The organism is Opitutus sp. (assembly GCA_024998815.1).
GTDB lineage: Bacteria > Verrucomicrobiota > Verrucomicrobiia > Opitutales > Opitutaceae > Rariglobus.
The window spans coordinates 236,051-247,735 of record JACEUQ010000001.1 but is presented as its reverse complement, the minus strand read 5'-3'; the positions used below and the strand labels follow the sequence as shown (position 1 = coordinate 247,735).

At 62.5% G+C, this 11,685-nt stretch carries 10 protein-coding genes; 7 read left to right on the top strand and 3 right to left on the bottom strand.

Features of this window, described 5'->3' with window-relative positions:
- Nucleotides 1-46 precede the first annotated feature (46 nt).
- Nucleotides 47-1,747 (top strand): ABC transporter ATP-binding protein, encoded by a 1,701-nt coding sequence (locus H2170_00985; GenBank protein ID MCS6298666.1) that lies wholly within the window; start codon nucleotides 47-49, stop codon nucleotides 1,745-1,747.
- 112 nt (nucleotides 1,748-1,859) lie between these two features.
- Here H2170_00985 and H2170_00980 read toward each other — a convergent pair whose 3' ends face one another.
- On the bottom strand, nucleotides 1,860-2,861 hold the full coding sequence (locus H2170_00980; GenBank protein ID MCS6298665.1) for a TRAM domain-containing protein: 1,002 nt from the start codon (nucleotides 2,859-2,861) through the stop codon (nucleotides 1,860-1,862).
- Nucleotides 2,862-2,992: 131 nt separating this feature from the next.
- Here H2170_00980 and H2170_00975 point away from each other — a divergent pair, with 131 nt between their 5' ends.
- Nucleotides 2,993-3,406: an EVE domain-containing protein gene (locus H2170_00975; protein ID MCS6298664.1), complete on the top strand. Its 414-nt coding sequence runs from the start codon at nucleotides 2,993-2,995 to the stop codon at nucleotides 3,404-3,406.
- A gap of 162 nt (nucleotides 3,407-3,568) precedes the next feature.
- Entirely contained in the window at nucleotides 3,569-5,050 is a 1,482-nt protein-coding gene (locus H2170_00970; protein MCS6298663.1) for a deoxyribodipyrimidine photo-lyase, read from the top strand.
- Between the two features lie 31 nt (nucleotides 5,051-5,081).
- Here the strand turns inward: H2170_00970 and H2170_00965 are convergent, their stop codons facing one another.
- Nucleotides 5,082-5,915: an MBL fold metallo-hydrolase gene (locus H2170_00965; GenBank protein MCS6298662.1), complete on the bottom strand. Its 834-nt coding sequence runs from the start codon at nucleotides 5,913-5,915 to the stop codon at nucleotides 5,082-5,084.
- Between the two features lie 103 nt (nucleotides 5,916-6,018).
- On the bottom strand, nucleotides 6,019-6,408 hold the full coding sequence (locus H2170_00960; protein ID MCS6298661.1) for a peptide chain release factor-like protein: 390 nt from the start codon (nucleotides 6,406-6,408) through the stop codon (nucleotides 6,019-6,021).
- An 86-nt stretch (nucleotides 6,409-6,494) separates the two neighbouring features.
- On the opposite strand from H2170_00960, the gene H2170_00955 reads away from it, so the two are divergent.
- The 4 genes from H2170_00955 to H2170_00940 all read left to right on the top strand — a co-directional run bounded on the left by H2170_00955 (nucleotide 6,495) and on the right by H2170_00940 (nucleotide 11,602).
- Complete coding sequence (locus H2170_00955) at nucleotides 6,495-7,457, top strand: MoxR family ATPase (protein MCS6298660.1); 963 nt, start codon at nucleotides 6,495-6,497, stop codon at nucleotides 7,455-7,457.
- 104 nt (nucleotides 7,458-7,561) lie between these two features.
- Nucleotides 7,562-8,479 carry a DUF58 domain-containing protein gene (locus tag H2170_00950; protein MCS6298659.1) on the top strand — a complete coding sequence of 306 codons (918 nt, stop codon included), beginning with the start codon at nucleotides 7,562-7,564 and terminating at the stop codon, nucleotides 8,477-8,479.
- 37 nt (nucleotides 8,480-8,516) lie between these two features.
- Entirely contained in the window at nucleotides 8,517-9,671 is a 1,155-nt protein-coding gene (locus tag H2170_00945; GenBank protein ID MCS6298658.1) for a VWA domain-containing protein, read from the top strand.
- Nucleotides 9,668-11,602: a VWA domain-containing protein gene (locus tag H2170_00940; protein ID MCS6298657.1), complete on the top strand. Its 1,935-nt coding sequence runs from the start codon at nucleotides 9,668-9,670 to the stop codon at nucleotides 11,600-11,602. Before H2170_00945 ends, H2170_00940 begins: the two co-directional genes overlap by 4 nt.
- Nucleotides 11,603-11,685: the final 83 nt, after the last annotated feature.

The window sequence follows — 11,685 nt, the reverse complement described above, 5'->3', positions numbered from 1 at the left end:
TTAACCGCACCACCATCCCTCTTCCAACCCGCCGCCGCTCCGCCTGATGCCCCTACTCACCGTCACCGACCTTCGCACCTACTTCCACACGCGCAGCGGCGTTTATCGCGCGGTGGACGGCGTAAGTTTCCACCTCGAACGCGGGGAAACCCTCGGCATCGTCGGCGAATCCGGCTCGGGCAAATCCGTCACTTGTTACTCGCTCATGGGTCTGGTGCCGCAGCCGCCCGGGCGCATCGAAAGCGGCACGGCGATGTTCGACGGCGTCGATTTGCTCTCCGCCCCTGCGGCCCAGCTCCGCTCGATTCGCGGCCGTCGCATCTCGATGATTTTCCAAGACCCGATGACCTCGCTCAACCCGTACACCCGGGTTTCGGAGCAGATTATCGAGCCGCTGCTCATCCACGAAAAGATCTCGCGCACCGCCGCTCTGGCCCGCGCCCTGACCATGCTGGAGGCCGTTGGCATCACCGACGCCGCCAAACGCATGCACAGCTACCCGCACGAGTTTTCCGGCGGCATGCGCCAGCGCGTGATGATCGCCATGGCGCTCATCACTAAGCCCGACATCTTAATCGCCGACGAACCGACCACCGCCCTCGACGTGACCGTGCAGGCGCAGATCCTCGCGTTGATTAAAAAACTCCAGCGCGAGTTCGGCATGGCGGTGATTTTTGTGACCCACGATCTCGGCGTCGTCTCCGGCCTGTGCGACCGCGTACAGGTCATGTATGCCGGGCGCATCATGGAAACAGCCGACACCCGCACGCTTTTCCGCGATCCGCAGCACGCCTACACCAAAGCGCTGCAACGCTGCGTGCCCGCACTGCAGGAAAAAGGCCGCCCGCTGTTCACCATTCCCGGCCTGCCGCCCGACCTTTCAAAACCCATCGACGAAGCCGCGCTGCTCGCCCGCTTCGCCCTTCCGCCGGACGCGCCCGCGCACCCGGTGACGACCCGCGCGCCGATCGACCCCAACGACAATATTCTGGAAATCAAAGCGCTCGAAACCCACTTCACCTCCCGTTCCGGCGTGGTGCGCGCCGTGGACGGGGTGACCTTTGATATCAAACGCGGCGAGGTCATTGGGTTGGTCGGTGAATCCGGCTCGGGTAAATCCACGCTCGGGCGCACCCTCATGCAAGTGATCCCGCCCACCTCGGGGGCGGTAATTTTGGACGGCAAAAACCTCACCGAAGGCACGGCGGCAGAGTTCGCCACCCAGCGCCGGGATTTGCAGATGGTTTTCCAAGACCCGTTCGCCTCGCTCAACCCGCGCATGACGGTGTTTGCCACATTGGCAGAACCGTTGACCGTCCACCGGATTTGCCCGACGGCCGAGGTGAAAAATCGTGTCATCGAGCTCATGGGGCAAGTCGGCCTGCCGGTGCGCGACCTGCAAAAGTACCCGCACGAATTCTCTGGTGGCCAGCGCCAGCGCATCGCCATTGCCCGCGCCCTTGCGTTGAATCCGCGCATCATCATCGCCGACGAACCGGTCTCGGCCCTCGACGTCTCCATCCAGGCGCAGATCCTCAACCTGCTCGCCGATCTGGTCCACCGGCTCGACCTCACGCTCATTTTTATCTCCCACGACCTGTCGGTGGTAAAACACATTTCCGACCGGATCGCGGTGATGTACCGAGGGAAAATCGTAGAGATGGGGCCCACGCTTGAGGTGATGGAAAACCCGCAGCACGAATACACCCGCACGCTGCTCAGCGCGATTCCCCGCATCGAACGGTAAGGTCTTGAGGCTGCTTCCCTACGGAACGCTGAGCTCCAGCTCGGCTCCTGACCACGCTTGATCAGCCTGACCATGCCGAGCTGGCGCTCAGCGCTCCGTATCAGCCACTGGCTTACGCTTCAACCAGCTGGGCGAACACCATTTTGCCTGCCGATGAGGGCAATACACTGATGACCTGAACCGTCACCACTTGGCCGATATAGGCCCGGCCGTGGTTAACCACGACCATCGCATGCTCATCAAGATAACCGAGTGCCTGGCCCTCTTCCTTGCCCGGCTTCACCAATTCCACATCGATGACCTCGCCGGCGACCAACTCAGGGCGCAACGCCTTGCCCAGATCGGCCATGCTCAGGCAAACAACACTGTTAAACTCCGCCAGTTTGGTAAGACTGTAATTGGCCGTAAGTAATTTCGCCCGCATCGACTGGGCCAAAAACACCAACTTGGCGTCGATATCGGCCTTCTTGGCCAGTTCGCTTTCATGGATGCGCAAATCCAGGTTTTTGATGTTACGCAGCTCGCCCAGCGTATCGAGACCACGGCGACCCCGCGCCTGCAGGTGCGGTTGCATGGAATCGGCCATCGCTTGGAGTTCGCTAATCACGAATCGCGGCACCACGACAGCCGACCCCAAAAAGCCCGTTTTACAGACCCGTGCGATACGCCCATCGATCAGCGCGCGTACATCCACCACAATCACCGGAACCTCGACATCGTGCGGAACGAAACGCACGTACGGAATCACCAAGTTAAACTCATCCTTGCCGCGCAGTGCGATCACCGTGGCCAGATACGGGCAGATCAAAAACAACCCCAGTCGCACGAGGAAAATAATCTGCGGATCGCCATCGTGAAGCAGCGGCGAGATGTGGATCATGAACGCGATCACCGTGCCCACCGCCAACCCAAAGGTGACTGCCGAAAGCCCTCGCAGCGAAAAGCCCTTGAGCAGCAGATCAACCAGAACCACAAGGCATCCAATGGCCAAGCCGATTGAAGAGGCGCGTATCCGCTGCGCATCCCAGTCCGGCACGGAGTAACACACCAGCCAACCTGCGGCGGCGCACAGGGCTATAAATAATACGCGGATCGGTAAAAGGGTTTTATTCATGCGCAACACGCACGTTGTGCGTCCGTAGCCAGCGAGGCGAGCAGGCCAAAACCCGCCGCCGCCGGCAGGGCTTTTACCTTTTCATCGTCACGAGGTTCCATGTAGTCGAACTGCACCTTTTGCACGCACCTATGACAACCCAATATTGGTTGGTGAAATCTGAACCCGAAGCCTACGCTTGGACCGATCTGATGCGTGACGGCCGCACCGACTGGACCGGCGTGCGCAACTACCAAGCGCGCAACCACCTCAAAGCCATGGTCCCGGGCGACCAGGTGTTTTTCTATGCGAGCGTCACCACCAAGGCCGTGTTGGGTCTGGCCGAGGTCACGCGCAGTTTTTTCCCGGATACGACCGCCGACGAGGACGGTTGGGTCGCAGTCGAACTCAAGCCGGTGCGCGCCCTGCCCCGCCCCGTCACGCTCGAACAGATCAAGGGTGAGCCCGCGCTCAAAGAGACCGCCTTTTTGCGCCAGGGACGGCTCTCGGTGATGCCGTTGACTGCGGCGGAATTCAAAGTCATCGCAAAGCTCGGTGGCGTCTGAGCGCGAAAAAAGTCGCGACTTTCAATCCTTGGCCGGGACGGCCAACCATACATCTTTTCCTAGCCCTGTAGCGTTGGCCGTCCCTGGCCAAAAGTCACGATAGGCTAATTTTAACGCGAACAAAACTCAGCAGACTGGAAGTCTGAGCTACGTCTTCTCCCTTTGAATACCGCCCCCACCCTCCTCTGGTTTCGTCAGGACCTGCGCTTGCAAGACAACCCCGCCCTGGCTGCGGCTATCGCCCGTGGCGGTCCCGTAATCCCGGTATACATCCTGGACGATGCCGGCGAAGGTGATTGGCCCGCAGGCGCCGCATCCCGGTGGTGGCTGCACCACTCGCTGGCAGCACTCGACGCCTCACTGCGCGCCCGTGGCTCCCGGCTCTTGCTGGCCCGGGGTGACAGCAGCGAGGTGTTGAGCGAACTCATCACGGCCACCGGTGCCGACGCCCTTTACTGGAACCGGCGCTATGAGCCGGCCGTCATCGCCCGCGATAAAACCCTTAAGGCCGACCTGATTGCCGCTGGCGTTGAGACGAAAAGTTTTAACGCCGCACTGCTGTTCGAGCCGCACACGATCGCCAACAAACAGGGCAAGCCGTTCCAAGTTTTTACGCCCTACTGGCGTCATTGCCTCACGCGTGAAATCGCCCCGGCGACCCAGCTCAAAGCGGGCGCTTTCCCATCGCCTACTGCGGACGCGTGGCCGCCGTCGCTCGCCCTCGCCGACCTCGCCCTGCTTCCGTCGATTCCGTGGGATGCCGGCTTTCACGCCGCGTGGACTCCCGGCGAAGCAGGCGGGCAGCGCCAACTCCAGACCTTCGTCTCCACCGCGATGGCCAGCTACGAGGACCAGCGCAACCTGCCGGCGCGCCCCGGCACCTCCCGACTCGCTCCGCACTTGCACTGGGGCGAAATCGGGCCGCGCCAGGTGTGGGCGGCGGTTCAGTCGCTCGCCAAAGATAGCGGCGTATTCCCCCCCAACCGGGGCGCGCTGGTTTTCCTCAGTGAGATCGGCTGGCGGGAATTCGCCCACCACCTGCTTTTTCATTTCCCGCAAACCCCCACTCAGCCCCTGCGCGAGGATTTCAAACGCTTCCACTGGGCCGAGGATGCGGACGGCAAAAAACTGCACGCCTGGCAACGCGGTCAGACCGGTTACCCCATCGTCGATGCCGGCATGCGCGAGCTCTGGCACACCGGTTGGATGCACAACCGCGTGCGTATGATCGTGGCGTCGTTTCTGGTGAAACACCTGCGCCTGCCGTGGCAACACGGGGCGCGCTGGTTCTGGGACACGCTCGTCGATGCCGACCTCGCCAGTAACACCCTGGGCTGGCAGTGGAGCTCCGGCTGCGGGGCTGATGCCGCGCCGTATTTCCGAATTTTCGCGCCCGTAACCCAAGGTGAACGCTTCGACGGCGAAGGCGCCTACGTCCGCCGCTGGGTGCCAGAAATCGCGCGGTTACCCGACAAATTCCTGCACGCCCCGTGGACCGCTCCCGCCTCGGTGCGCGAGTACGCCCAAATCGACGGGCGTTACCCGGACCCGCTGGTCGATCACGCCACGGCCCGCGCGGCCGCGCTCGCGGCATTCAAACAACTGCGCGGCGCAAGCGACGAGGAACCGAACGAGAGAGACTAAGCACTACGAATCGACTGCCGCCGCGCGCCAATTATTGGCGCGCGAAGAAGGGGTTATGCAGTTTTTCCAGCGCCAAGGTGGTCATTGGACCATGCCCTGGCGCGATCACGGTGTTACGCGGCAGGGTGAAGATTTTATCGTTATCATTGCGCAACTGCTCGGCGTAATGCTCGGCGCTGCCACCGATTGAGGAGGAGAATAATGCGTCCCCCACAATTGCCACCGGCCAGCTCAAGCCCGTCACAAAAAAGGTGGTCAACCCAGGTGAATGCCCCGGGGTGAACAGCGTCTTGATGGCCAGCTCGTCGCCTACATGAAAATGGGCGTTTTCCTTAAACGTTTTGGCGCCGGGGAAATCCACCGGCTCCAGCTCGCTCGACCACACCTCGGCGCGCGGACAAGCCGCCGCCAGCGCCGGCAAGGCGGCAATGTGATCGTAATGCGTATGAGTGATAAAAATATGCCGCACATCTAGGTGCTCGGCCTGGATCGTGTCGATGAGCGCCTCGGCGTTGGTGCCGGTGTCAAACACCGCGGCGAAGCGCGAGCGCGCGTCCCAGATCAGGTAGTTGTTGACCGTCTGTTCGCCCTGCGGGGTGTTGAACAGAGTCAGGCCGCGGGAAAAAATCGGGGCGGTCGGGTAAAACCGTTTGTGGGCGAGCGCCTCCAGCGCGTTGGTGCCCAGCTTCAAGTGGCGGGCGATGCGGCGAATGACCGCATCGAGGAGGTGGCCGGATTTCACCGCGAGCAAATCCTCCATGCTGATTTCGGCGCGCGTGGCCAGCTGCTCATCGGTGATCCGTAGCCCGGTCTGGGCTTTGGCAATGACGTCAGTAAAGTTATCTTCGAGTGGGAGGCGGGCCATGGGCCACCTATAACGAAGTGTCCGCCCGTTCGCGCAAGCAGTAAGCCATCCGCGCTGCGGGCATTCGCAGCCACGGGAGTTGCCGCAGCCCGCACCAAGCGCGTTACGGCGCGGGTCGGCCGCGACCGGCCTTGATTTCGGCGCGGTGCCGTTTACCTGCCACAGAAATGGCCTTTTGGCGTTTACTGCGCTTGCGCGTGCTGCGGCGTGTTTTGGCCGCCGCTTGCTGGCGGGCCAGCTCGGCGACGCGCAGGATGGTTTCCAATTTAGTGCACAACTCGGCCCACGCCGTTTCGCGGTTGGCCGCCTGCGAACGCTCGCGCTGGCAACGCACCTCGACTCCCGTAGGCCGGTGTTTTACGCACACCGTCGAGCTGGTTTTGTTGATCTTCTGCCCGCCCGGCCCCGAACCGCGCACAAACCGCTCCTCGATGTCAGCCGCCAGGACACCGAGCGCATCCAGACGGTCTTGAATTTGAGTTGGTAAATCCACGGTGGCTCCTTTTTCTCAGTGGAACATTTTTTCCGCAAGCTTGTCCCCCGACTCCGCTTAAAGCCCCCCCACCCACCGACTCCTTCATGATTACTGGTCCCACCTGGTCCCAAAAACTCCGCGACGAAATCGGCAAAGCCGTGATCGGCCAAGACGCCGTCGTCGAGCGCCTGCTCGTCGCCTTGCTGGCCAACGGCCATGTCCTTCTCGAAGGCATGCCTGGTCTCGCCAAAACCCTCTTGATTAAATCCCTGGGCACCGCCCTCGGCATCCAGTTCGAGCGCGTGCAGTTCACCCCCGATTTGCTGCCCAGCGACGTGGTCGGCACGATGGTTTTTTCCCCCAAAGACGGTGGCTTCACTGCGCATCGCGGTCCCATTTTCGCCAACCTAGTGCTGGCCGACGAAATCAACCGCGCCCCCGCCAAGGTCCAGTCCGCCCTGCTGGAAGCCATGCAGGAGCGCCAAGTCACCATCGGTGGCCAAACCCACCTGCTGCCCAAGCCGTTCTTCGTCATGGCCACGCAGAACCCGGTCGAACAGGAAGGCACCTACCCGTTACCCGAGGCGCAAACGGACCGCTTTTTGTTCAAGCTGATCGTCGATTACCCGACCCTAGACGAGGAATCCATTATGATGCAGCGGTGGGGACAAGTCACCCGCCAGCCCGCGCTGCACGCTGTGGCCAATGGCGAAGAGCTGCTCGAATTGCGCGGCGAGGTGGACAAAGTTCACCTCTCTCCCGCCATCCAAAGCTACATCCTCGCACTGGTACGGGCGACCCGCGAACTGGCTGCACCGGTGGCCGGCGGGAAACGTTACCTCAGCTTCGGTGCCTCGCCGCGCGCCTCGCTCGCGCTTTACCAAGCCGCACGCGCCCTGGCTTGGTTGCGCGGACTCGACTACGTTTCGCCCGGCCTAGTTCAGGAAATCGCGCCCGACGTGCTGCGCCACCGCGTGGGCCTGACCTACGAAGCCGAGGCCGAAGAAATCACCGCCGACGACCTCATCGCCGAGGTCATCCGGAAAACCCCGGTGCCCAGCGTCTGAACTCAGCCTCTTTCTCGTTCCTCTTAATCGTTCTCTTTCTCCGCCGTTTTTTCGGACTGAGAGAACGATTAAGATGAAGAGGAACGAGAAAGATTTTTCATCCCGTGCCCAGCCCGCTTCCCATCACCCCCGGTGCAGCCCCCGCCTCCCCGCTCGCCTTGCTGCGCAAGCTGGAGTGGCGCGTGCGTCACGCGGTTGAGAACGTTCTAAGCGGCGAATACCGTTCGGCGTTCCGCGGCCGCGGCATGGAGTTTGACCAGGTGGTCAAATACGAATTCGGCGACGACGTGCGCGACATCGACTGGAACGTAACCGCGCGCCTCGGCGAACCCTACCGCAAGAAATTCGTCGAGGAGCGCGAGGTCACGGTGATGATCGTTTTCGAGGACACGCCCAGCCTGCAGTTCGGCTCCGGCGCCCAATCGAAGCGCGAGGCACTGCTGGAACTTGCTGGACTGGTCATGCTGCTCGGCGCGGTAAATCGCGACCGGGTTGGCTTCCTCCACGCCAAGCCCGATGGCTACACCCTGCGCGAACCGGTACGCGGTCGCGGTCCTATCCTCCACGCCGCCGCATCGCTACTCGGCGCTCCCGCTCCACAGCTCACAGCTCCAAGCTCACAACTCCAAGCTCGCAGCGACATTCCTTGGCGCCTGCTCGCCCGCGCCGCGCCCCGCCACAGCATCCTCATCTGGCTGGGGGATTTCGCCCCGCGTGTCGCGCCCGACGGCTGGGCCGTGATGCGCAAGCGCTATCAACCGATGGGATTCCGCGTCGATGATCCTTGGGATCGTAAGCTGCCCGAAGGGGACGCCTTCGCCGCTTACGATCCGGTGAGCGGCCAACTCGTCACGCTGGAAAACTCCGCTGCCGAGAGGGCGGCCCACGCCAGCTGGTGCGAGCAACGCGACGCGACTTGGCGCGAGCTGTTTCCCGACGCACTGACCCGCCTGATCGTGAGCACCGAAGAGGACCGCCTCGACGCACTGGTGCGCTTTTTCCACGCCCGCCAAGCGCACTAACGCGCCCACTCCACAGGTAAAAACGCCAATCGCCAAAATGATTCCAGCCCTTGTGGGAGCTCCATTTTCTTCGCCCGTTGTCGTCGGCTTTTGGACGTTCGATTTTCTAAACTTCCGGCTCGCCGATCCGGCCTGGCTTTTGGCCCTGCTGCTGATTCCGGCCGTCGTGTGGCTCCGCGGACGCCGCGCCGTTCCCGTGCTGTTGGTGCCCTTTGCCTCCGCCTGGCACCGGCCCTCGCGGGTTTCGCCCTCGCGCTGGCCTGCGGGGCTCACCGGCCTCGGACTGATCCTGCTGGTCGTCGCGCTCGCCCGCCCGCAGCGGGTCGAGGACAAACGCGAAATCCACAGCCAAGGCTACGACATCATGCTGGCAATCGACCTCTCCGGCTCGATGCAGGCCGAAGACTTCGAAAAGGGCGGCGAGCGACTCAACCGGTTGCAGGCCATCAAACCGGTTATCCAAGCCTTCATTACGCAGCGCCCCAATGACCGCATCGGCATCGTGGTTTTCTCCGGGCGCGCCTACACGCTCGCCCCGTTGACCTTTGACCACGACTGGCTCGCCCGCCAAGTCGAGCGACTCAAGATCGGCCTGATCGAGGACGGCACCGCCATTGGCGACGGCCTCGGCCTCGCCCTGACCCGACTTGAACAGGCGGCGCGCGAACAAAATGGGCTGCGCAAGGGTGCCTTTGCCGTGTTGCTCACCGACGGGGCCAACAACCGAGGCGCGCTCACCCCGATGCAAAGCGCTGCGGTTGCCAAAGGTCGTGGCATCCCCGTTTACACCATCGGCGCCGGCCGCGACGGACTGGTCCCCTTTCCCGTCTTCGACCAGAGCGGAAAAAAAGTCGGTTACACCCGCATGGCCTCCGACCTCGACCAAAGCATGCTCATCGAGATCGCCAATCTCACCGGGGGCAGCGCTTACCGCGCCGACGACTCCAAGACCATCGCCTCCGCCTTCAAAGCCATCGACAGAGCCCAAAAAATCGAGTTTCAGGCCAAGAGTTTTCTGCTCACCACAGAGCTTTTTCCATGGGTCGCCGTGCCCGGTGTAACGAGCCTGTTGCTCGCCGCGCTGGTCGCCGGTGCCGCCTCCTGGCGCGTGTCCACCTCCGCCCGCCGCGCTCAATCCGGCGACCTCACCACCCCGCCCACCACAACCCCGCGCCCGCCGGTTTCCCTATGAGCTTTTACTGGCCCCACGCTTTTTGGTTGTTACTCATCCCGCTTGGCCTGCTCGCGCTCGACCTGCTGCGTCGCCGCACCGCCACGGCTAACCTGCGCCCCAAAATCCACCAAGCCGAAGCCCGCCAATCGTCCCTCGTTCTCGGCCCACCGTCAGCCCGCGCCGGGGCACCCCGCACCCGCCTGCTCTTCACCCTTGGTCTCGTCGCCGCTATTTTTGCCGTCGCCCGTCCCCAATTGGGCCAGCTCGATGAGCCCGTTTTCGACCAGGCACGTGAGATCATCATCGCGCTCGATTTGTCCCGCAGCATGTTGGCGCAAGACGTAAAACCATCCCGCTTGGAACGAGCCCGCCTGCTCATTACCAGCCTGCTCGAACGACTCAAAGGCGAGCGCGTCGGTCTGGTCGTTTTTTCCGGCACCGCCTTTTTGCAAAGCCCGCTGAGTTCCGACTACGAGATACTCCGCGAATTCCTGCCGGTCCTGAACCCCGATTACCTTCCCGAGGGCGGCACCAATTACGACGCCCTGCTCGAAACCACCCTCGCTGCCTTCGGCAACTCCAGCGCAGCCGACCGCTTCCTCATCGTGCTCAGCGACGGCGAAGCCCAGTCCGAAACCTGGCAAAAACACGTCGAAGAACTTAAGGCCAAAGGTATCCGTATTCTCACTCTCGGGGTGGGCACCGACGCGGGTGCAATGATCCCCGACGGTACCGGAGCGTTTGTTAAAGATGAACGCGGCGCGGTTGTTCTCTCCAAACTCAACCCCGCCAGCTTGCGCGAACTCGCCGATAAAACCGCTGGCGTCTATGCCGACGCCAGCGGCTGGGTCGACCTCGCACAACTGATCCAGAGCACCGTCGAGCAGGGAAAACGCGGCGAGTTTCTGGAGAAAAACCGCGTGCGCCTCGCCGAGCGCTACCAGTGGCCGCTCGCCGCCGCACTGGTCCTGATGCTGCTCAGTTTCTGGCGCGAATTTCCGGTGCGCCCGCGCCCACGCCTGATTCAACTCGCAGCCTCGCCCGCCAAGAGCGCCGCCGTCGCCCTAGCATTATTGGGCACCCTGTTCTGGCCGTCGTCGCCCGCAAACGCAGCCGAACCCACGCCCCCCGCAGCGCCAGCCGTACTGGCTGCGCCCGTAACCCAACTGGTTACCCGCCTCGCCACGCTCCCGAATGCCAGCGCGACGGACTTGGCCGAATTCGCCCGCACCACCCTCACCTACGGCGAACGAACCAAAGCAGCCCAGCAACCCGTTCCTGAAGGCGCCGTACGTGACGCCCTCGCCGCAGTCGCATCAGGTTCCGCGCTGGATCCAAAGGTCGCCGACTGGCCCACCTTGCGTGAGCAATTGGAATCACTCCTACCCAAAAAAGACCCGCCCAAGTCCGACAAATCAAAACCGGACGATAAAAAACCCGAGCAGAACAAAAAAGATAAAGCCGACCAGAAGGATAAATCCGGCGACAAGGGCGAGTCGTCGCCACCACCCGAAAAGGACAAAGACCAAAGCGCTAAACCGGATCAATCGAAGTCCGAAGATCAACAATCCGGCAAAGGCGAAAAACCCGGCGATTCGTCCCCGCCCCCCAAGGATTCCAACAAGAAACCCGACTCCCCGGGCCAGTCCGCCTTTGGCGACATGAAAGACGATCCCTCCAAACAGCCGCCGCCCAAAGACGGCAGCGCGGAAAAACCGCAGCCCGAAGCAGCCAAGCCCCCCGTCGACCAGCCGCAGCCCGGCGAAATGCAGCAGGCGGGCGGCGCTCCCGAGCAACCCTCCACCGATCCGGCCCGCCAAGACCCCAACCTCACGATCCCGTTGCAAAAACTCGATCAAGTGAAACAGGGCGATTCCCCGGCGCGCCTCTTTCAACTCCTGCAGGGCCCCGCCTCAGGCCAACCCGCCACCAAGGGCAAAGACTGGTGAGCACCAGGCAACGTCCAACATTGAACGTTCTCCTCCGCCGACCTCTTCCATCCGATTTCTGACCTCCGATCTCTGACATCCGC